The sequence below is a fragment of the Paenibacillus sp. FSL H8-0034 genome (assembly GCF_038000305.1).
Taxonomy (GTDB): domain Bacteria; phylum Bacillota; class Bacilli; order Paenibacillales; family NBRC-103111; genus Paenibacillus_S.
On record NZ_JBBOBS010000001.1, the window covers coordinates 7,862,450 to 7,883,436 of the forward strand.

Annotated in this window: 19 protein-coding genes and 3 pseudogenes; 8 read left to right on the forward strand and 14 right to left on the reverse strand. The window is 43.5% G+C overall.

The annotated features are described in order from the left end of the window. Positions 1 to 68: 68 nt before the first annotated feature. The 6 genes from NST47_RS35105 to NST47_RS35130 form a co-directional block, all read right to left on the reverse strand. Positions 69 to 2,270: a Tex family protein gene (locus NST47_RS35105; RefSeq protein WP_341159819.1), complete on the reverse strand. Its 2,202-nt coding sequence runs from the start codon at positions 2,268 to 2,270 to the stop codon at positions 69 to 71. Between the two features lie 218 nt (positions 2,271 to 2,488). Then, the gene (locus NST47_RS35110; protein WP_076235415.1) at positions 2,489 to 2,839 is read right to left on the reverse strand and encodes a type II toxin-antitoxin system PemK/MazF family toxin; all 351 of its coding nucleotides are present in this window, start codon (positions 2,837 to 2,839) and stop codon (positions 2,489 to 2,491) included. 3 nt (positions 2,840 to 2,842) lie between these two features. Next, positions 2,843 to 3,124: a CopG family ribbon-helix-helix protein gene (locus NST47_RS35115; RefSeq protein ID WP_076235529.1), complete on the reverse strand. Its 282-nt coding sequence runs from the start codon at positions 3,122 to 3,124 to the stop codon at positions 2,843 to 2,845. 252 nt (positions 3,125 to 3,376) lie between these two features. Beyond that, on the reverse strand, positions 3,377 to 4,543 hold the full coding sequence (gene alr, locus NST47_RS35120) for an alanine racemase (protein WP_341159256.1): 1,167 nt from the start codon (positions 4,541 to 4,543) through the stop codon (positions 3,377 to 3,379). Between the two features lie 192 nt (positions 4,544 to 4,735). Continuing rightward, positions 4,736 to 6,052: an outer membrane lipoprotein carrier protein LolA gene (locus tag NST47_RS35125; protein WP_341159257.1), complete on the reverse strand. Its 1,317-nt coding sequence runs from the start codon at positions 6,050 to 6,052 to the stop codon at positions 4,736 to 4,738. A 270-nt stretch (positions 6,053 to 6,322) separates the two neighbouring features. Beyond that, on the reverse strand, positions 6,323 to 6,889 hold the full coding sequence (locus tag NST47_RS35130; RefSeq protein WP_341159258.1) for a DoxX family membrane protein: 567 nt from the start codon (positions 6,887 to 6,889) through the stop codon (positions 6,323 to 6,325). A gap of 332 nt (positions 6,890 to 7,221) precedes the next feature. Between NST47_RS35130 and rfbC the strand changes: the two genes are divergently transcribed. Then, positions 7,222 to 7,770, forward strand: a complete 549-nt coding sequence (gene rfbC / locus NST47_RS35135) for a dTDP-4-dehydrorhamnose 3,5-epimerase (RefSeq protein WP_341159259.1) — start codon at positions 7,222 to 7,224, stop codon at positions 7,768 to 7,770. A gap of 416 nt (positions 7,771 to 8,186) precedes the next feature. Here the strand turns inward: rfbC and NST47_RS35140 are convergent, their stop codons facing one another. From NST47_RS35140 to NST47_RS35160, 5 genes are read right to left on the reverse strand one after another with little or no spacing between them, the layout of a single operon-like run. Then, complete coding sequence (locus tag NST47_RS35140) at positions 8,187 to 8,849, reverse strand: class I SAM-dependent methyltransferase (protein ID WP_341159260.1); 663 nt, start codon at positions 8,847 to 8,849, stop codon at positions 8,187 to 8,189. A gap of 14 nt (positions 8,850 to 8,863) precedes the next feature. After that, complete coding sequence (locus NST47_RS35145; protein ID WP_341159261.1) at positions 8,864 to 9,508, reverse strand: NTP transferase domain-containing protein; 645 nt, start codon at positions 9,506 to 9,508, stop codon at positions 8,864 to 8,866. Beyond that, positions 9,481 to 10,074, reverse strand: coding sequence for an HAD-IB family phosphatase (locus NST47_RS35150; RefSeq protein WP_341159262.1), 594 nt, complete (start codon positions 10,072 to 10,074; stop codon positions 9,481 to 9,483). Before NST47_RS35150 ends, NST47_RS35145 begins: the two co-directional genes overlap by 28 nt. 20 nt (positions 10,075 to 10,094) lie before the next feature. Continuing rightward, positions 10,095 to 11,051 carry a hypothetical protein gene (locus tag NST47_RS35155; protein ID WP_341159263.1) on the reverse strand — a complete coding sequence of 319 codons (957 nt, stop codon included), beginning with the start codon at positions 11,049 to 11,051 and terminating at the stop codon, positions 10,095 to 10,097. After that, the gene (locus NST47_RS35160; protein WP_341159264.1) at positions 11,048 to 12,505 is read right to left on the reverse strand and encodes a hypothetical protein; all 1,458 of its coding nucleotides are present in this window, start codon (positions 12,503 to 12,505) and stop codon (positions 11,048 to 11,050) included. The genes NST47_RS35155 and NST47_RS35160 overlap by 4 nt, the downstream gene beginning before the upstream one ends. Positions 12,506 to 13,134: 629 nt before the next feature. Here NST47_RS35160 and tnpC (NST47_RS35165) point away from each other — a divergent pair. The 7 genes and pseudogenes from tnpC (NST47_RS35165) (at position 13,135) to NST47_RS37260 (ending at position 18,299) form a co-directional block, all read left to right on the forward strand. After that, a pseudogene (gene tnpC, locus NST47_RS35165) lies at positions 13,135 to 14,425 on the forward strand (IS66 family transposase). Positions 14,426 to 15,076: 651 nt separating this feature from the next. Next, positions 15,077 to 15,457 carry an IS66 family insertion sequence element accessory protein TnpA gene (gene tnpA, locus NST47_RS37255; protein ID WP_445667430.1) on the forward strand — a complete coding sequence of 127 codons (381 nt, stop codon included), beginning with the start codon at positions 15,077 to 15,079 and terminating at the stop codon, positions 15,455 to 15,457. Then, positions 15,447 to 15,803: an IS66 family insertion sequence element accessory protein TnpB gene (gene tnpB / locus NST47_RS35170; protein WP_341159265.1), complete on the forward strand. Its 357-nt coding sequence runs from the start codon at positions 15,447 to 15,449 to the stop codon at positions 15,801 to 15,803. The genes tnpA and tnpB overlap by 11 nt, the downstream gene beginning before the upstream one ends. 94 nt (positions 15,804 to 15,897) lie before the next feature. Continuing rightward, positions 15,898 to 17,405 (forward strand): annotated as a pseudogene (gene tnpC / locus NST47_RS35175) (IS66 family transposase). A 22-nt stretch (positions 17,406 to 17,427) separates the two neighbouring features. After that, a complete protein-coding gene (locus NST47_RS35180) occupies positions 17,428 to 17,997 on the forward strand; it encodes a transposase (RefSeq protein ID WP_341159266.1) in 570 nt (189 codons plus the stop codon). A gap of 6 nt (positions 17,998 to 18,003) precedes the next feature. Next, positions 18,004 to 18,129, forward strand: coding sequence for a hypothetical protein (locus tag NST47_RS35185; RefSeq protein ID WP_341159267.1), 126 nt, complete (start codon positions 18,004 to 18,006; stop codon positions 18,127 to 18,129). Next, the gene (locus NST47_RS37260; RefSeq protein ID WP_445667495.1) at positions 18,129 to 18,299 is read left to right on the forward strand and encodes a hypothetical protein; all 171 of its coding nucleotides are present in this window, start codon (positions 18,129 to 18,131) and stop codon (positions 18,297 to 18,299) included. The genes NST47_RS35185 and NST47_RS37260 overlap by 1 nt, the downstream gene beginning before the upstream one ends. Before the next feature lie 157 nt (positions 18,300 to 18,456). Here NST47_RS37260 and NST47_RS37265 read toward each other — a convergent pair. The 3 genes and pseudogenes from NST47_RS37265 to NST47_RS35200 form a co-directional block, all read right to left on the reverse strand. Continuing rightward, positions 18,457 to 18,618: pseudogene (locus tag NST47_RS37265) on the reverse strand (IS5/IS1182 family transposase); the annotation flags it as partial. A 281-nt stretch (positions 18,619 to 18,899) separates the two neighbouring features. Then, a complete protein-coding gene (locus tag NST47_RS35195) occupies positions 18,900 to 19,067 on the reverse strand; it encodes a hypothetical protein (protein ID WP_341159268.1) in 168 nt (55 codons plus the stop codon). 512 nt (positions 19,068 to 19,579) lie between these two features. Then, positions 19,580 to 20,986 carry an undecaprenyl-phosphate glucose phosphotransferase gene (locus NST47_RS35200; protein ID WP_341159269.1) on the reverse strand — a complete coding sequence of 469 codons (1,407 nt, stop codon included), beginning with the start codon at positions 20,984 to 20,986 and terminating at the stop codon, positions 19,580 to 19,582. Position 20,987: the final 1 nt, after the last annotated feature.

Below are 20,987 nucleotides of genomic sequence, written 5' to 3' on the forward strand. Positions count from 1 at the left end.
GCACAGACCAGCGAGTCTTCACTCACCGGGCTATGCTCTATTTCAATTTATTGGTATTGTTCAAAAAATCAGGAAGGATCTTTCATCGTCAGGCTTACCCGCCCTTTTTTCAAGTCGACACTCAGTACCCACACGGTGACGGTATCGCCAACAGATACGACATCCTTCGGATGCTTAACGAACGTATTGCTCAGCTGTGAAATATGGACCAGCCCATCGTTTTTGATCCCGATATCGACAAAAGCGCCAAAATCGATTACATTGCGAACCGTACCCTGCAGCTCCATCCCCGCAGTCAAATCCTCAATCTTCAGTACATCCGTCCGAAAAATCGGCGCCGGCAGCTCATCCCGTGGATCACGACCCGGGCGCTGCAAGCTGTCCAAAATATCACGCAGCGTCGGCACACCGACTCCAAGCTTGGTAGCCAGCTCCACCGGCTCCACCGCCTGCAGCAGCTCCTTCAGCTTCTGAGAGCCCACTTCCTTCAGCTCCAGCTTCAATTCACGGAACAGCTTATCCACCGCATCGTAGGATTCGGGATGAATAGGTGTGTTGTCCAGCGGATTTTTGCCCTCGCTAATGCGCATAAAGCCGGCACACTGCTCATAGGCCTTCGCACCAAGACGCGGTACCTTTTGCAGCTGCGAGCGGTTGGTGAATTTGCCGTTATCCTCACGGTATTTGACAATGTTCTTCGCCAATGTGCTGTTAATACCGGAGACATAAGACAATAACGATGGTGAAGCCGTATTCACATCTACCCCGACATGGTTTACTGCCGATTCCACGACAAAGGTGAGACTTTCATCCAATCTTTTTTGCGTCACATCATGCTGGTATTGCCCAACACCGATTGCCTTCGGTTCGATTTTCACAAGCTCCGCGAGCGGGTCCTGGATCCGTCTTGCTATGGAGATTGCGCTGCGCTCAGCCACGTCCAGGTCCGGAAATTCACCTTGGGCCAGCTTGGAGGCCGAATACACACTCGCTCCTGCCTCATTGACGATTAAATATTGCAAGCTGCGGTTTTTGATCTCGGCAATCAATTCAGCTACGAACTGCTCCGTCTCCCGTGAAGCCGTACCGTTGCCAATAACAATCAGCTCGACACTGTAGGCTTCAATCAGCTTATGAAACTTCGCCTTGGCCTCCGTTATTTTGTTATTCGGTGGTGTTGGATAGGTAACCGCAATCTCCAGCATTTTGCCTGTATCATCAACCACAGCGAGCTTACAGCCTGTCCGGAATGCCGGGTCAACACCAAGCACTACCTTGCCTTTAACCGGAGCCTGCAGCAGCAAATTACGCAAATTCTCGGCAAATACCTCGATCGCCTGCTCCTCCGCCTTTTCGGTCATTTCATTACGCACTTCCCGATCAACAGATGGGGCCAGCAGCCGTTTGTAAGCATCCTCCACAACCGCATTCAGTGTATCTCTGACAACCGAAGGCCCTTTAATGAGCTGTTTGTTCATATAGTCATGAATTCGATCTGAGGGCACCTCTAGCGCCACTCGCAGCACATCCTCACGTTCACCGCGATTAATCGCCAAAATCCGATGGGGTGGCAGCTTACGAACCGGCTCCTGGTAGCTATAATACATCTCGTACACGGATTCTACAGCCGCATCCTTCGCTTCCGTATGTACAATGCCTTGGTCAAAAGTAAACCTTCGCACCCAGGCGCGCACCTTGGCATCGTCTGCGATTTGCTCGGCAATAATGTCCTTGGCACCTTGAATCGCTTCGTCGGCTGTCTTGACGTTTTTCTCTTCGTTCACATATTTGCCTGCTTCCACCAGCAGATCACCCTGACGTGGCTGGGACAAAATCCACCCGGCAAGAGGCTCCAGGCCTTTTTCTTTGGCGACACTGGCTCTTGTTTTCCGCTTCTGACGATACGGCCGGTACAGATCCTCAAGCTCCTGCAGCTTGACCGACTTTTCGATCGATACCTTCAATTCATCTGTCAGCTTGTTCTGCTCATCAATAAGCCGGATAACCTCAAGCTTGCGCGCTTCCAGATTACGCAGATAAGCCAACCGCTCTTCAATATCCCGCAGCTGATTCTCATCCAGCTCGCCTGTCATCTCTTTACGGTAACGGGCGATAAAAGGAATCGTATTCCCTTCATCCAACAAACCTACCGTCGTGCGCACCTTACCCTCAGGCAGCTGCAGCTCGACTGCAATCTGCTTCTGGATACGCTCGAGTATCGCAGCTTTCATCGCACTATCCAGCTCTATATTCGTCTTGCCTTCTTCCATTTGCAGCAATTCTTCCTTTGCCATCAATTCCTTGCCTCCTCAGCTAAATAAGAAAAGCTTCTGATCGAAGCCTATTCGACGAAGATACATCCGTGTTTTAAATGTAGCTTTTCTTGCAATATCAGAATGTTCAGCTCCGCTGAAAACTTATAAATTCTGATATTATAAAAAAACGAGGAGTCCACCAAGCGGACCCCTCGTCATCATCCCTGCATGCATCAAAACTCAATTAGTCCCACGCTAATTTGCAGTGAATCGTCCACCTTACGCATCGTCTCTTCATCCAGATGTGTGATTTTATCTGTAAGACGCTGCTTATCAATCGTACGAATTTGCTCCAATAAAATAACAGAATCCCTGTCAAAGCCATGGGCTTCCGCTTCAATCTCTACATGCGTAGGCAGCTTTGCCTTTTGAATCTGGGCAGTAATCGCCGCCACAATCACAGTAGGACTAAAACGGTTACCGATATCGTTCTGAATAATCAGCACAGGTCGAATACCGCCTTGCTCCGATCCTACGACCGGAGATAGATCTGCAAAAAATACATCTCCACGTTTAACAATCAATAGTTACACCCCGCTTACTAAACGGTCAAGTGTGTTATCCGCTTCTTCCTCCGCCTGAAACGCTTCCGAAGCCATGTTTAAATTGATCTTTGCCATCTCCATGTAACCGCGCTGCATCGATTCCCTCAGGTGACGTTTTTTCCGTTCCACCAAATACAGCTTCATCGCCTGCCGAATAAATTCGCTTCGATTGGAGTTTTCCTTCTCCACGATCCCATCCACTTCCTGAAGCAGATAGTCAGGCAAGCTAATCATGATGCGTTTCGTGTTATGCGCATTGGACACCAAGCATACACCCCCAAAAACATACAAACATTAGTACCATTATGGCGAATATACAGACAATTTATTCAAATCAGTATATGCGCTTCGTATAGCTAATATGTTATACCGCTATAACTCCAAAAAATGTGTAAGCAGCATTCCCAGAAGTATGTGTTTATACATATTCGCGATACATCGACAAAATCCTTTCCCGCAGCTACAAAAAAATCATAGGAAAAGATACCCACATTTACGTAACCATTCGCTCTAGCCTTAGCGCATCAAAGGATTAACCGTAGAAACCACAGCTCCATCACGAATGTAGACACGGGGTACCCGATGTGAAATCATACAGGTGATCTCATAATTAATGGTACCCAGCCAATCGGCATGCTCTTCCGCTGTAATCCGTTGATCACCCTGCTTACCAATAATCACAACTTCTTCTTCATTAAGAATATTATCCATCCCGGTCACATTTACCATACATTGATCCATACATATTCTGCCGACAATCGGCACCCGCTTACCTCTAACCAAAGCCTCGGCCTTACCCGTCAGCATCCTCGAGAACCCATCCGCATACCCGATCGGAAGCGTTGCTATCGTTTCCTCGCCTTGTGTCCGGTAAATCGTACCATAGCTGACTCCTGAATCGTGAGGTAGGCTTTTGACCATCACTACGCCCGTTTTAATGCTGAGTACAGGCTCCAAATCAATAATCTGATGGTTTACCTCCTCGGAAGGATATAAACCGTACATAGCAATCCCGAGTCTTACCATATTATAAGATACATCCGGACAATCAATCGCTGCAGCGCTGTTACTCGCATGAACATAGGTAAACTCAATACCACGCTCACGAAAACCTTTTACTATACGATCAAACCGGCGATACTGCTCCATCGTATAGGTTTTATTCGCATCATCCGCAGAGGCAAAGTGGGTAAAAATCCCCTCCACCAACAAACCCGGGATACGTAATGCTCGTTCGATCAGCTCAACCGCCTCATGTTCAGTAACCAAACCCAATCGGTTCATGCCCGAATCTACTTTAATATGAATAGATAGCGGCTTCTCTCTGGGCTCCAGGCGTTCAAATGCATCCAAAACCTCATGACTATATACATTCACCGTAATATCATGCTTCCAGGCCCATTCCAGCCCCTCTGGGGGCGTGTAGCCGAGTACAAGAATCGGAGCAGTAATACCTGCCTGCCTTAATTCCAATCCTTCATCCAAAAAAGCTACCGCAATATACGTCGCTCCACAACGCAGCGCTTCCCGGCTGACTTCTACCGCACCATGCCCATAGGCATCGGCCTTTACTACAACCATCATATTGACATGCTCAGGCAAAACCCGCCGAAATCCCTGCAAATTAGCCCGCAGCGCATCCAAAGAAATCTCCACCCGTGTCGGACGAAAATACGAATCCATACACATCCACCTTCTCCGTAACAATCAAGAGAAGTCCCTTGAATCAAGGAACCTCCCCAAGTTGCAGCTATTCGAAAATATTCAATGTAACTAATGGTAATGCGTTCTTCACCGGGTGTCAATGACAATATGATGACAAGGAGCCCTTGGCAAACATTGGCTGCATCCAGCAGTTGCTTGGTAAAGCGATTCCTATTTACCCGTCTCACCCTGTACAGCTTGAGCCACTTTAATCATCTCGGTCATCGGAAGATCTGCCGTAGATAGCCGGAACTCAACACCATCGTACGTCCATGTCAGCATCTTCTTCTCTCCACCTGTAATGACAGCCAGCGTATAGCCAAGATCAACAATGTCTCCGGGCAGCGCCGATACCGTCTGCGCCTGCGGACGCGACTCCACCAGCGTATAGTTAAATTTTCCTGAGTAGCGCAGCATCATCGCCTTTTCTTCACCCAGCTTAATCTCGTTCATATCCTGCCGCTTCACACCACTTGGTGTATAAAAAGGTTCAATCACTCCAAATTGAGCTTGGGCTGCACCAGCGGGGGCACTTGTGCTCGTGCTGGCTGCTGCGCCTGCTGGCGAAGTACTGCTTACGGTACCGTTCGTGTTAGTCCCAGGAGTGTTGGCTTGGGTCCCTGTGCCGCTTGCTGTGCTTGAAGCACCCGGGCTTACTGCACCTGTAGTTCCTTGGCCTGCTGCGCCTGTTGTACTTCCTGCTGCTTTTCCTGATCCATCAGACGTACCTGCAACCGCGGCACTACTTCCCACCGCCCCGCTGCTTACGATCCCACTGCCAGCGGATGCATTGTTCCCTGTACTCGCTGCTTTCGTACCATTGGCCGCCGCTGCTGTAGGCAGTGATTTCAGGTTCCAGCTTGTCATATTACGCTGCATATCAAAAGAATCCTTTTCGAACTTCTTCCCGAACTCGAATTGGCTAAAATCTACAATCACCATCACATTCGCATTCGCATCCGATACCTCCACATGCTTCGGCGAATAATTCTTTTTGTCCAACCAAATCTTTTGCCGCGCCAACGAGCCGTTCTGGTAATTGGCCATCACATCAAACACATACGCGTTCGGATCGGTTATAAACTGACGGTCCTTATCCATGATAATGCTTTGCACCAATGACTGGTACAAATACACCTGCCCCTGATTTTCCGGCCAATCGCTCTGGAAGCGGAAGCTCTTGTTCAAATGCGGTGTTAGCACAAACACTCCATCATCATTGCGCAGCACGATCTGCGTAATATCCTTCTTATCGTTCTTCAGTGATATCCGGTAATAATGCGGGTTCTGATACCACACCTCCACCTGATACTCCTGCGGCTCCTGCCCCGTATTCAGCACCATCCGTCCAACACCCTGATAGCTGTCCAGCTTATTGATTACACCGTCCAAATCCTTCACAACTGCCCCTGCATCCTTCTTGCCGCAACCTGCCAGCACCAAGCTTAAAGACACCACCAAGGCAATCACCCACGTGAACCGCCGCATTCCAATCCCCTCCAGACATAAGTAAAAGCAACTGATAACATGTCTATGTGGGGACTTGGACGATTATGCAGACAAGGATGACGAGCTGTGAAACTTTGGCTTGCTGAAAAGAATTAGAATAGAGCCGAGCCTTCACGTTCCATCTCTGCCCTTTATCAACCAGGCATAATACAAAAAGGCCAACCAGAGATTTCTGGCTGACCTCATTTTGCAAAACACAAACTTTTTTATCAGAACGATCTAAAGATACTGCTCAATTGCGAAGCTCACCTATAAATGGGTTGTTTTTAGGCTGTCCGCAGATGATTTACGACCCCATGGCGTTCCGAGAAATGGTAATGCCCAGCGGTCAAGACCGTACCAGCCCGCATTCTTCCATGCCAGCACAAGCCAGGTCGCTAAAATAAAGAGGATAGGATTCGTGCTTAAAGCTCCTGCAAATAAAAAGCTCACATTCATCACTCCGCCAAAAAAGGCGGCTATCCCCGTCAAAAGCCCCAAAATCAATCCAAGCCCTACAAGCAGTTCCCCAAAAGCGACTACAAACCCCAATACCTTCGTATTCGGAAGCACTACATTCTCGAGAAATTGTGCATACCAGCCTGTAACGTCTTTGCCGGCCTCAGCTTTAGCTAATGCTCCTTTTATAAAACCTTGCAATGCAGTACCTGCTTTAGCGCCCGTCCAAGCCTCACTTGTTACTTTTCCCCAGCCTGAAGTAATCCACGAATAACCAACATATAAGCGGACAATTAGCCATAGCGCCCCCGCTCTGGTACTGCTGAACAAAAAGCTCGATACAGGATTCTCAGGGATCAAGATTTCGTTTCTAGCCATTAATAAAACCTCCTTAGTATGGATTTACATTTATCATTTGTATGATATTGGATAATGTTATTGTACCTTATTTTTGATTGGCGTAATGTGACATTTATCACTGCGGAAGTGGCTTATCCAAGTTTGTTTAAAAATACTGTAAATGAATCTTTTTGGGCCAGTTAGCAATTGCACGGTAATTGGCATATATAAAAACAAGAGCTTAATAACAGACCTGAAAAATAAATCAGTATCTGTTAAGTGAACTGAAGATGATGTAACAATTTGACATGAAATTTAGTTATCGATAAGTAATGAGAATTCTTTAAAATAAAGGGACAGGTGGACGCATCATGAAACTAATTGACACAAAAATGAAAGATGTGTTTCTTATAGAGCCTGCTGTATTTGAAGATAATCGAGGCTTTTTTATGGAGAGCTATAACGATATAAGGTTTAAGGAGATAGTTACAGATTGTACGTTTGTACAAGACAATCAATCGCTGTCTACGGAAAGCGGGGTATTGAGAGGGCTTCATTATCAGCTTGCGCCAAAAGCACAAACCAAGTTGGTTCGTGTATTGGCTGGAGCTATTTATGATGTTGTTGTGGATATTCGCAAAAGTTCTCCAGCCTTCGGACAGTGGATGGGATTCATTTTGAGCGCGGCTAACAAAAGGCAGCTACTTGTCCCAAAGGGATTTGCTCATGGGTTTGTTACACTGGTTCCTAATACGGAGGTATTGTATAAAGTAGATGCGTACTATTCATCTGAGCATGAACGAGGAATTGCTTGGAATGACTTTTCCTTAGGAATTGATTGGCCGATATCACAGCCTATTCTTTCTGATAAAGATGCAAAGCTACCGTTGCTGAAAGATGCGGAGATGAATTTTGGATAATGGAGGTTTATGTATGATAATGCATGTGACTGATGGTGCCGGTTTCCTCGGAAGTAATTAATCCTGAATTACGAAAGCGCCACGAACATTGATTACTTTTATAAAGGATCGCTATGGATATAATAGGCGTTTTGGAGTATCGCACAGCAAGTTTGTTGGTCATTGCAATTATCGCTTTAAAGTATTTGCTCTTGCTTTTGAAGATAATAAGAGGTTCAATCATGGACAGCAACCACCAAAAACAAGAATTGGCCTCACGATTAAAAATAAATGAGCTGACTATATCAGTATGGTGTCTACTCACAAACTGACTGCCTATTGCTGTTACATATACAGCAACGGCTTCTGTAAAGTACATCCTTTTGTTGTCAGGAGGGTCATACGTGCATTGAGATTTAGCTAATTTTCATCCTTATTTACTTTGAAAGATCATTCGTGCCTTCGACGCCTAATTTAGCGACAAAAGCATAAAAGTGTGTATTGGTCCATCGATTCATCTCGGGAGGATAGATATCAATAACTTCTACTTTGAAAAACTCCTTCAATAACTGTTCATCTCTTTCTTTCTGACGATAAATAGCCAAATAATTAGCTCCGATATCTTCTGAGAACTTATTTATTTCTACCGTCTCGCCTACTCCTGATTGATGCTTGACAATAAGATGTCCATTGGGAGCAAGCATCTTTGCACAATTCTCATATATTTTTCTCACTTCATCATCATCAAAGATGTAATTTAGTACTCCAAAGATAAGAATCACATCATATTGATTGTTATCTTTGTAATTAGCTACATCAGCTACAACTGTCTCCAAGTTAGACCCTATTTTACAAAAACGCAGAAAATCTTGCTGCTTTTCCACCCCCCGTATATACGATGCAAAGGGAATAAGCAAGTTTGTTAGTGTACATGTTCCGCATCCTAGATCGAGTACTCTTCCCATATAAGGTATATATTTTTTTATCAATGTAACCTCATATTCAAGTGTCTTATCATCCTTATTGAAATGAGTTGCCTTCCTGGCATCCTCAACATTTGTCCTTGATTGCCAAAATTCATCAGCTTGTTTTTTGCTCACAGTCCAACCATCCTTCAATAATTTTCTTTTATCCATCTGATCGCTGATTCGTAATCCTTTGGAGTGTCGATTTCGGTTGCCCTAACAAATACTCCTTTTAATGGCAATTGGTTTATTATCATCTCAAATACATGTCCTTTTGTTGGGATTACATTCTCACTTCGAAGCTGTAAGAGACCAGTCCATTCAAACTTTCCCTCTGATCGAGAGAAAGATGTAACCCTTTGGTTCCCGTTTTCATCCAATAGATCTACAAAAACGGGTTCTTCCGTGGATGGATTACAATAGCCAAGACATTCTTCGTCAGTAGACAAAAATCGATTAAAATCTTCAGGATGAACAAGTAAATCTCCATCTAGGGAAACTACAATCCCATTTGAATGGAGTGCTCCTAATGAAAAACTTGCACCCGTTCCAGTATTCAAATAATTATGATTAAATACAAATGTGATGTCTTTTCGAATTTTCAAAACCGTCTCTATGACCTGTTTCGCCTGAAATCCTACAACAATCCGTATATCCTTATAATCTTTAAGAAGCTCCAACTGCCATTCAATAATTGGTTTATCCAAGACTTTTATTAAAGCCTTGGTTGTTCCCATTCCAAGCCTAGATCCTACACCTGCACAACTTATAACAATTGTTTTAGGAATTGACATAATCTCACCTCATCATATATAGCGTGGGTAGCACAAGCAAGTACAGAATCTGCAGGTGAATGCACACCACCATAGGCAATTCCTATTGCAGCATTTTTAACCATACCAGCATCATTATTTCCTTCTCCAATTGCTACAAACGGTTGTTGAAAACCCAGTGCCACCGTTTCTTTATCAAGTATGTGTTCCAACCCAATAATATAATCATCTTTACTCATGGCAGTTGACGTATAACTTGGGACTCCAATCCGATCACAAAGCTCATTTACCCACACATCCAAATTTCCAGTTACAATATAGCACCTTTCTTTATTTTCACTAATGAAATTCAAAATGTGGGGATTCAATGGAATAGCGTTTACGATTTCCCTAACCTTTGAAATTTTAATGCTTTTAAATAACTCCACTCTTTGTTTAAAACTTGTATGAAAAGGAATCATACCATTTATTGTTTTGTAAGTTAAATCATAAACTTCCTGATATAATCCCACTTCCTTCGCAATTTCGGGGAGTAGTTCTTTCTGAGTAATCGTTCCATCTAAATCAAACAAGAATTTCCAATCCATAAGGCACTCCTCTTAGTTTACTATTTTAACAAAATCTGAGATGCTAGTTCAAAATTGAAAGGACGTAATATTTGCTTGTAGTTATCAACATTTCTTAGCCCCTTTCTAACATTCCGAATTGCTGTGATACAATCTTCAAGGGAGCACGTACTAACGCTGGGTAAACCCATAGCGTAATCACGTTGCTCTCGTTCGGTTACAACACCATCTAGAACATTTAAAACCATTCTTCCACTTAATGCAGCCTCAATAGTGACAGATGTGGTTGTATTAGTTACAATAACATCGTTATTGTCTATTAAATCAAAAATGTTCATATTTGAGGGATATATAGTAACACCTTTTTGCGCGAGAAACTCTTCAAAAGGCTTCACGCCGGGCCAAAAAGGAAGTTTGATTCCAATCCCCTCCTTGAAAAGTGGTTCCCAAACATCGTAGGTTTTTTCATAACCCAATCGGAAATAGTAACCAATCGATGACATTGAAAATGCAACTCGCAATTCACGAGCACCATAAAAGTCACTTGATGAAGTCTCCTTTGTCTTCTTTATCCACCCTACTTCAATAACATCTGAATATCTTCTGAGATGACTAAGATTGGGTAACGGTGAAAGAAAAACATCAAATAAAGAAAGCCATTTTAAGTCTTGAGGAAGAACAGGTGTAACTAAGTCATGCGGATAATAGATACATTTCACTGGTTTAAGATATTCGATAACTTCCAGCGCACTTATTATTTCCCCATCCTGATAATAAGGAGAAAAGTTCTTTTGGTCCATAAAGAGGTGAGCGGATGTTATGAATACAATATCTTTACCTCTAAGGCTCTTAATAATTTCCTTTGCTTTCAACGTCTTCATCATGTCTATCTCAATACAATAATGTTTATTTTTAACCATATATTCATATAGAGGTTTAAGTACATACTCTGAGCCTTCTCCAAAGCCGAAAAATAGAAAGGTTTTTTTCTTATTCATCCTTGTAATCCTCTTTTCACGCTTCTTTCTGCAGTATAGACGACCAATAATGTAGACAATCCTTCCTCAAATGCACTTTGAATCGGATCAGCAACTTCATCAAGATAATAATAATCGTTTGTGGCATGGAAGTACCTGCTGATTGGTAGTGCTGCCTCATAATGCCCCTTATTATAAAATGCTTTTCCTGATACTTCAAAAAAACCATTCGCATGTAATACATTACGAATTTTTGCATCGCTAATTAAATACTCCCTTTGGATAGCTGTCTGTTGATATATTTCTTCCCCACTTAAATTAATGTTATTGCCTAACCCAGTCAATGAGAAACCTATTAAACAAAAGCTAAGATTACGACTACCTTCAGCAGGTATCACTGAATCTCCTAGATAATTAAAATGTAGCTCATTTTGACCTGGAATTATCGTGATAATCTCTGAAAAAGCATTTTGCTCATTCAGATTATACAGTTTATTTAGTCCACATCCAAAAACTTGAAGTCGATTTTCACTTGTGCCGAGACTATAACTTTTCCAATCCATTCTAAACGAAATAGAGTCGTTTGTGTTATTGTATACTGTCATGAAAGCTTTCTTATCCAGACTATCCACCCATCGGAAAACCTCGTCACCATATTCCACAACACTGAAGCCATATTCCCAGTTAACTAAAACTGGTGCAGTTTGTATAAAAAAAGGGAGTACGACTCTTTCACTAACTACTTCGAGTAAGGAGTCAACTAAACCGGAATTTAATATATAAGTTGAAATCAGCGGGCTACATATTAACATCTCATCTGTTTGGTTTACATACTCCAGTAATGCTGAGGGATGACAGGCTATTATATTATCGTATTTCTTTTCGGCATTTATTGAAATTAAGTTGCCCATAGACATCGGTTTAATAAATTTAGCGTTTGGTATGATTTCATTATATATTTGTGACCAATGTGTAAAAACGACTAGATTTGAACCTGATTCAAAATAATCGACCAATTGTTCCACACTGACATAATCAAACATCCTATACTCTTCTATTTTTGAAGACAATTCCATTGAAGGACCAAAAGTATCCGCTTTCTCAGTTGATATCATTTTGTTTTTAACTATGCTTAATTCACCTATACATTTTATTATTAACTCAATAACTTGCTCTATTTTATAAAATGAATTGGATAACTCGTCTAGTTTGTTACCTCTCAAGCTCCCTTCTTCTTGACGTTCTTTTGAAGCTATTTCGATTAAAGAGAGAGTTTCCACTACAGAATGGGACTCTACTAGAAAGCGAGTTTCCAATAAGGAACGGACTTCCTTTATAGAACGAGATTCAACATCTTTAACTTGGTTTTCTAGTTTTAATAATCTATTTTCAATATTATTTATAGATACCTGAATGGGTGATAATTGTTGTTGTATTAATATTGAGATTTGATTCATAAAAGGATTAGTGATCATGTAATAGAGTTTTTTTAGGAGCCTCATTCAATCTTCCCTTTCTTTATGCTATTTCTCTAACAGCTAAGTCAACAAAAATTGTATCACATACAGACAACAATTGCTAAACTATATAATGGAATCGATGTTTCTCATCTATAACTGACTGTCTCTACCACCTTAATCATAGTCTGTGTAATAGCTGGTGAACAGTTAGTGCCTGCCTACCTATTTTATCGTTCTCTACGGCTAAAGCTAATTTTAACTTGAAAATGAGGATCCCCAGATTTAGCTGGTCAGCCTCATAATACGAATCTTTTTTACAAACTCCACCGACTAAACGTATTATTCGTTTCTGTTGGCCCCCTTACTAACCCTCTGGCCACCAAACGCTTTACCCATGCTTGCAACAGCATCAACATACGCAAATCGTAACTACTCAGGTACGACGGCTCAAGTAAACGGAATAAGTAGCCAATTGATGTTTTGACAGGTAAAATAGAAATAACAGAAACCGAATCGGAAAGGGAGTTGGGGCAGATGAAGGTTAGCCAAGAACAAGTGATGAGCCTCAGTAAAGGTGACAAATCCACAAACTGGAGGAGCGGAATAACAAACTCGAAGCCCGTTTCAAGGAATTAGAACGGCAACTGGGCAGCAATAGCAATAACAGCAGTAAACCACCCTCAAGCGATGGGCTCCGCAAACCCAAAAGCTTACGTATACCAGGCGGGAAAAAGGGAGGAAAGCCGGGTCATGAGGGGACAACCTTGCGTTTTGTGGATCATCCCAGTGTCATCCAGCGACACACGGTACAGACGTGCATATGTTGCCGAATCGCTTTGGACGACAGCACCGTGTTGCGGGAAGAACGGCGCCAAGTCTTCGACTTGGTTCCTGTCCAGATGCAGATTATTGAGCATCGCGTAGAATGTAAACGCTGCTCGCATTGCGGTACCCTCCATGAGGGTGTGTTTCCTGCTGGTGTGGATGCCCCTACTCAATACGGCGAACAAGTCAAAGCCTTCATGGTGTACTTGAATATCCATCCATTGCTGCTGATCGAACGCATACAGCAGTTGCTCCGTGACCTCATCGGGCACAGCCCGAGTGAATCGACGATCCTTGCCCATATGGGCAACCTGCACGAAGCGCTCGCTCCTGTAGAAGCCATCGTTCGTGAGCAGTTGATCCAGAGTAACGTTTTGCCTGCCGACGAGACGGGGATGCGTGTCCAAGGGAAGTTGCAATGGATGCATACAGCAACGAATGCAAGGTGGACTTTATATGGCATCCACGAAAAGCGCGGCTATGAATGCCTTGAACGTACTGCCCCAGTACAAAGGGATCGTCGTGCACGATTGCTGGGCCTCCTATTTTAAAGACCTGTATCGCTTTGAGCATGCCCTCTGTGGCGCCCATTTGTTACGGGAATGCCAAGGGGGCATCGATTACGACGGCCAGGCTTGGGCGGAAATGATAAAAGCCTTGCTCCAAAAAGCCTGCCATGAAGCCAAACAGGCCCGTAACTTGGGGGGCGTCTCCACGTTAGACCCACAACAGATGGAGCAGGCTTATGATGAAATCCTTCTCCAAGGCGAAACTGAGAATCTAGGCTCGCCTCGTTTACCAACTGAAGCCAAGCGCGGACGAAAAGCGAAGTCCAAGACACAAAATCTATTAGCTCGGTTCTCGCTATACAAAACCGAGATTTTGCGATTCCTCTACGACCCACGCGTCCCTTTCGACAACAACCAAGCCGAGCGCGACATTCGAATGGTCAAAATGAAACTGAAAATCTCCGGTGCTTTCCGCACCCAAGAAGGCGCTGAGCAGTTTGCTCGTATTCGCGGCTTTATTTCAACGCTCCGTAAACAAAACCTTAATTTACTCCAATCGCTCATCCAAGTCACTCGCGGTCAATTTTCATTTCAACTGTAGAGTACCTGAGTAGTTACCGCAAATCTAACTAACTACGAGCAAGCCGTGTATATATAATCACGAACCTTCAAATCAGAATAAATGTTACAGAAAACGCGGAGATCAAGACAGTTAGGCTGATGTATCGATACCTTTACGAATTGCAGTAAATTTATTCTTTAATTTTATAAATGGTCTCTCGTAACAATAATAAGATATTGTTGCTAACCCAAGTGTAATGATTAAGGAAACTAGAATATAGAGAAAATAATTAAGGCCGAAAATAGTAATATGAAATTTAGAAAAAATAGGGCTTGCCACATGAAACCCGATAATATGAAAGACATACAAACCATAGGTAACCTCACCTAAATAAATAGCTAGCTTTATAGATAATACTTTACTCATCAGGCTTGTAGATTTACCAACTAAATAATCCAATATTTAGAAAAACCCTATTACATTTGCTAAATAGGGTTTGCTGAACAAATGAAACTTCTTACTCCCGCAAGGATTTGAGGCCTTTTTGTCGAATTAGTCTGCAAAGAAATGCTCGAAAAACGTAAGCGCCAAATAAGAAGGTGGATAGCATCAATCCGTTAGATCTGAAATAATCCCTTTAGATTAGAGTCTTTAGAGTTTTTCGACTCTAGTCGAAAAACTCTAAAGGGGATGTTCGTAGTGAATACTGTAGCAATTGCAAAACAATATCGGTTGAACAAGTGGATCGAGATCGTCCGTGAGTGTCGTAGTAGTGGTCAGACTGTTTCTGCATGGTGTGCCCAGCATCATGTGAACTTGAAGAGTTATTATTACTGGCTCAAACGTGTCCGGGAAGCGGCATGTGAAGATTTACCTGCATGCCAACCTCATCCTCTTCCGATCGTAGCCGTAGATTTCCCCTCATCCCAGACCATGCAGACTTATTCCGAGTCCTCGCATTCCAACGCAGAAATTCTAGTTCATGTGGGTACAGTTACGCTGGAAATTCGCAATCATGCATCGGCTGCGCTAATTGAGCATACGCTAAGGGTCTTACATCATGTTCGGTGACATCTCCAAGGCTAACCAACTGTACATCGCTTGCGGTTATACGGACATGCGAAAGTCTATTGATGGACTAGCAATTATGGTGCAGCAAACTTTTCAGTTAAACCCTTTTCAGAATAGCCTGTTTCTCTTTTGCGGCCGCAGACGTGATCGCATGAAGGCACTCTACTGGGAAGGCGATGGGTTCGTTCTCCTTTACAAGCGTTTAGAAAACGGTAATTTTCAATGGCCCATGACACCAGAGGCCGTCCGCATCATTACTTTTCAGGAGTTTCGTTGGTTGTTAGAAGGTCTTTCTATCGATCAACCAAAGGCAGTAAAAAAGCTTGCTTCGAGCCTTTTTATATAACCACAAAAACAGCCAAAACCTGCATAAACACTGGGTTTTTGGCTGTTTTTGTGCTATAATAATTTTAACAGAAAATTGTAAAGGACTACCTTTCATGAGCCCTGCTGAACAGTTTCAACAAATGGAAAATCGCATTGGTCAACTTGAAAAAGAAAATCAGCGACTCCAAGAAACGGTTCAATTTCTAACTCGGAAACTGTATGGCAGAAGCACGGAGAAGACAACTGCTCTTCCTGTTGGTGTAGAACAATTGTCTCTATTCGATGAAGCAGAGACTGAAACCAGTCGCAGTGCACCGGAGCCAGATCTTAAACAAGTAGCCAGCTACCAACGGAAGAGAAATATCGGTGACCGGGTCGAACTGTTAAAAGATATTCCGCACGAGAAGATGCTCTGCGCACTCACCGAGCAAGAGCGTTGTTGTGCGGCTTGTCAGCATACACTTGTCCGTGTCGGTGAAGAGTGGGTCCGTACTGAGATCGAATTTATTCCGGCTACCGTGCGCGCCATTGCCGCAAGCTTGAAACTCCCCATATGGTCAAAGCAAAGACCCCGGAACCGGTGATCCAGCATTCTATGGCTTCGCCTTCCACTGTTGCATGGGTGATGCATCAGAAGTTTTTTAATGCCCTTCCGTTATACCGGCAAGAGAAAGAATGGCAGACACTGGGCATAACGCTCAGTCGTGCGACAATGGCCAATTGGCTGATCGTTGCCGCTCGAGACTGGTTGACGCCGCTTGTCAACCGCATTCACCAGCAGCTCTTGCAAGAAAAGTATGTTCACGCCGATGAAACCGTCGTGCAAGTGATGCAGGAAAAGGGACGCAAAAATACGACGGACTCGTACATGTGGATCTACAGCAGTGGTCAATATAGCGCGTATCCGGTCCGAATTTTTGAATACCAACCAGGCAGAAGTGGAAAATACCCGCAAGCTTTCCTGAAAGGGTTCAAAGGGTATTTACACGCGGATGCCTACTCGGGATACACAAAGCTAACGGATGTCATTCGATGCTTATGCTGGGCACATCTGCGAAGGAAGTTTGTAGATGCGCTGCCGCAAGATACGAAACAACCAGAGACCACATTGCCTGGCGAAGGCATAGCGTATTGCAATAAGCTATTTGAAATAGAAAAGACACTTAAGGAATTACCCCGCGAGGAACGACAACTGCAACGTCTGGAACAGGAGAAGCCTGTTTTAGATGCTTTTTGGACATGGGTTGAAGCTGCGAGAGGAAAAGTCGTCCCCAAATCCAAATTAGGTGAGGCATTGAAGTACGCCCGCAATCACAAACAAGAGTTTATGAATTATTTGCTAGACGGCAACTGTGTGATCTCCAACAATTTAGTGGAGAACAGTATTCGCCCCTTCACTGTCGGTCGAAAAAACTGGCTCTTCAGCGGCAGTCCAAGGGGAGCAGCGTCCAGTGCAGCCATATACAGCATTGTCGAGACGGCGAAAGTAAATGGACTTCTTCCTTACAAGTATTTTGAATATCTGTTTAAACAGCTGCCGGCAGCTGGATTCCGTCAGCATCCCGATTTACTAGAAGCATATTTACCGTGGAGTCCAAGCGTTCAAGAGGCATGTAAATAGAGCAAGGTTTGTGGTTTAGGCCATGAACTTTGCTCTTTTCAATACACCGTCTTATTTGACGCTTACCGAAAAACAGCCAAAACCCTTGCAGATGGAGGAAACAAACGTGTTTCGTCAGAGCGAAAATACCCCTGACCTTCTGGAAAACTTTTATCTTCCCTTCGGTGGCAAACTGAACCCCAATAATCGATGGGTTCAATTGGCCAAATTCGTCCTATGGGACAAGGCGGAGGAGAAGTACTTCGAGACCTTGGGTTCCCCCATCGTGGGGCAAAAAGCGTATCCAGTGCGCGTAGCGCTCGGTTCTCTCTTAATCAAAGAGCGTCTGGGCTTGAGTTATTGGGAGACGACGCTGCAGATCATGGAAAACTCGTACCTCCAATACGTTCTTGGCTATGACGGTTACGTGGATGAGGAGCCCTTCCACCCTTCGCTCCTGACTCATTTCCGCGCCCGCTTGGGAGCGGAAATCCTGGCTGAGATCAATGACTGGATGGTTCAAGAAGGCTTGAAATCCGAGCAGGAAGCAGCGGTGAAAGCCAAGGAAGAAGCGCCGGAAGACCATGATGACGACGATCCCGAGGGAGGATAGCTAGTCATGGACATCGGCGATTCGCTGACGGTTCCGAAAGTAAAGGAAGTTTCCACGATACCGGTACGCAAGCAGAAGAAGAATCCCCAAACGCCAGTAACACCCGAGTCCCAAGTAACCGGAGCACCCTGATGCTGGATGCGACCTGTGCGCCTGCCAACATCAAGTACCCGACGGACTTGCATCTGCTGAATCATTCGCGCGAAATCTTGGAGACGATCATGGACACGCTGCACCAGCCGCTGGTGGGGACGATGGACAAGCACGCACGTACCGGAACCAGGCCCGCAAAGCCTTTTTAAACGTATCGAAGCAACGCCAACCCAAGGGAAAAACGATTCGCAAGGCCGTGAAGAAGCAACTGGGGTATGTGGGCCGAGACTTGCGCATCATCGAGGGCCAGATAGCATACGCCTCTGACCGTGCTGAAGAAGCGCTTGTATCGCCATCTACTGGTGTTCTGGCTTGCTTCCGATAGGTTCGTGACTTTTCCACATGACCTCGATATGGACGATGCAAATTGTCGCTGATCCCTTCGAGAATCTCACGGGCATGATTCAACAGCCTTCAATCCGTTGGATACTTGATATCCGCAAGGGCGCACGTCGCGTCAAGCATCAAGTTTTCTTATTGCTTGAACTTAACTTGCCACGGACTCTGTTGACAGCACCTTAAACCTCTTCATCGGCTTGCAAGCCTTCTTAGTCATGGTGGGAGATTCTCCTACGATCATCGTCAACTAGCCATCATCTGGGTCATTGTCATCTTTGCCTTTGCTTCTTCTTCTTGCTCCGTTTTCAATGCTTCCTATGCAACCCAATCGTTGACCTCAGCAATAATACCTGCGCCCAGACGCTCACGAAAGTAAGTCAGGAGGGAGTGATGAAACTGTGGTTCATCAACTACATATTCGGTTTTTCCCATGAAGAATCGTAAATAGGGATTCTTCCAATCTGCTGGGTCGTTTCATGATCACTTAAGCCCAAGCGCTCTTTGATGATCAGTGAATCCAGTGCCATACGAACCGAATATGCATTTTGCTCTATATCTATGGATTTGAACGAACTCACATATTTCCTTCCGCTCGATCCCATGGAATGAGCAGCGCTAGTGGGACCCAACGATTCTCAGGCTTTAAATTCCCTCCAAGGGTAAGTGGAGATCCTTTAATAAATCTGGTGTACTTTCATTTATCTTAAACAACCTGATTCACTCCATCTGCAAGGGGTTTGGCTTATTTCCGGGTATTTCGACATAACGATACGTAAATTCTTTTGGATAAAGGAATTCGTTGTTATTCAACAAGCCCTACTTAGCTTTACTAGAGTTACTTCTTGCTTGGTGTACTCCGTTGACGCTAATGTGGCTAACGGGTGCAACGTAACCAGTTGCCTTAGGCTAACGTAGTCTGTAAGCTGTAGGCTGGTTTACCTTCCCCAAGATCCGCCGTGGAAAGTTTCGGCACTCATTGCAGCGATTCCATTGATCAGTCCCACTGCATTCTTGTCAGTTATGTGGGGACAACATATCGAGAGATAATAAAACCCCCATAACCAGTTGGTCATAGGAGCGATATCATAACTCAATATGCATTTTTATTTACAAACCCATTAATAATCGTTCGAAAAATTATTTTAATATCAAACAAAAAACTCCAATTCTCAATATAAAAAATATCTAATTTAATCCTGTCTTCAATCGAGGTGTCCCCCCGCAGACCGTTCGATTGAGCCCATCCTGTTATACCTGGCCGGATATGATGCTTGACCATATATTTGGGAACCTCGCCTTTAAACTGCTCTACGAAAAATGGTCTTTCAGGTCTTGGACCCACAACACTCATATGACCGAACAACACATTAAAAAACTGTGGAAGCTCGTCCAGACTGGTCTTACGTAAAAAGGAGCCAAACTTCGTTTTACGAGGATCATTTTCTACAGTCCATTGTGTGTCAGAATCAGACTCTGTTTGAACTCTCATTGAGCGGAATTTATACATCATAAATTTCCGTCTATTTAGCCCAACACGTTCTTGCTTGAAAATGATGGGTCCCGGTGATGTGAATTTTATGCCTATTGCTATTAAGATAAGTACGGGAGAAATAAATAAAATGGCCGTAAGCGAGAATAATAAATCAAATGCTCTCTTGAAAAAACGATTCCGAAACTCATCCAACGGGATATCTCTAACATTAATTAATGGGATACCTGCGAAATTATCGAAAAAGGGCTTAGAAGGCAAATAACCATAAAAATCCGGAATAATTAAAGTTTTCACTCCTGCTTTTTCACAGGCATTAATAATTTGTGGGTACTTCTCATGGGCATATAACGGCAAAGCAATAATTACTTCATCAATCAAGTCTTTTTCCATAAAATACTCCAACTCATCGACCTTACCCATAATTGGTTTGTAGTTCTCCTTAGCATGCTCATGCTCGGATTGGTAATCATCCAAAAATCCCACAACTTCATAGCCTAACTCGGGATGAAGGGAAAGATTATCATAAAATCTTCTGCCTAATGAGCCCGCACCCACAACGAGCACATATTGTTTGTTATAACCTTTTTGCCGATATCGTTTTAATGTAGTCTTCAAAATATACCGATAAAAGCTAACAAATAAAATGTTATTGATTAGAAATAACAACAAATAAGAACGCGATACATCCAGCTCTTTAAAAACGAACAAAAAGCTTAACAAGAACATCAAGCTAATAAAATGCACCTGAATGATCGTAAACAATTCATAAGAAAACCGCTTCTTACGTTTCGGCGTATAAAAATTCATAAAATAACTAATAAATATAGCAATAACACCATAGATAGAGCTCCACAAAACATACCTGTTAAAAGGAAGCGTATGATCGAATGGAATAAAACCACTGTCAAACTTCAGCCACCATGAAAACAAGAACACGAGTTGTATACAAAAAAAATCCGATATAGCATATAATTGGGACAAAAATCTTTGGCTTTGTCTTACCAAA

Bases quoted from the DNA above. Each gene is read 5' to 3' on its own strand.
- NST47_RS35105 (WP_341159819.1), bottom strand. From the start codon at position 2,270: ATGGAAGAAGGCAAGACGAATATAGAGCTGGATAGTGCGATGAAAGCT.
- alr (WP_341159256.1), bottom strand. From the start codon at position 4,543: ATGGATTCGTATTTTCGTCCGACACGGGTGGAGATTTCTTTGGATGCG.
- NST47_RS35125 (WP_341159257.1), bottom strand. From the start codon at position 6,052: ATGCGGCGGTTCACGTGGGTGATTGCCTTGGTGGTGTCTTTAAGCTTG.
- NST47_RS35130 (WP_341159258.1), bottom strand. From the start codon at position 6,889: ATGGCTAGAAACGAAATCTTGATCCCTGAGAATCCTGTATCGAGCTTT.
- rfbC (WP_341159259.1), top strand. From the start codon at position 7,222: ATGAAACTAATTGACACAAAAATGAAAGATGTGTTTCTTATAGAGCCT.
- NST47_RS35145 (WP_341159261.1), bottom strand. From the start codon at position 9,508: ATGTCAATTCCTAAAACAATTGTTATAAGTTGTGCAGGTGTAGGATCT.
- NST47_RS35150 (WP_341159262.1), bottom strand. From the start codon at position 10,074: ATGGATTGGAAATTCTTGTTTGATTTAGATGGAACGATTACTCAGAAA.
- NST47_RS35155 (WP_341159263.1), bottom strand. From the start codon at position 11,051: ATGAATAAGAAAAAAACCTTTCTATTTTTCGGCTTTGGAGAAGGCTCA.
- NST47_RS35160 (WP_341159264.1), bottom strand. From the start codon at position 12,505: ATGATCACTAATCCTTTTATGAATCAAATCTCAATATTAATACAACAA.
- tnpA (WP_445667430.1), top strand. From the start codon at position 15,077: ATGTTCGTAGTGAATACTGTAGCAATTGCAAAACAATATCGGTTGAAC.
- tnpB (WP_341159265.1), top strand. From the start codon at position 15,447: ATGTTCGGTGACATCTCCAAGGCTAACCAACTGTACATCGCTTGCGGT.
- NST47_RS35180 (WP_341159266.1), top strand. From the start codon at position 17,428: ATGAACTTTGCTCTTTTCAATACACCGTCTTATTTGACGCTTACCGAA.
- NST47_RS35185 (WP_341159267.1), top strand. From the start codon at position 18,004: ATGGACATCGGCGATTCGCTGACGGTTCCGAAAGTAAAGGAAGTTTCC.
- NST47_RS37260 (WP_445667495.1), top strand. From the start codon at position 18,129: ATGCTGGATGCGACCTGTGCGCCTGCCAACATCAAGTACCCGACGGAC.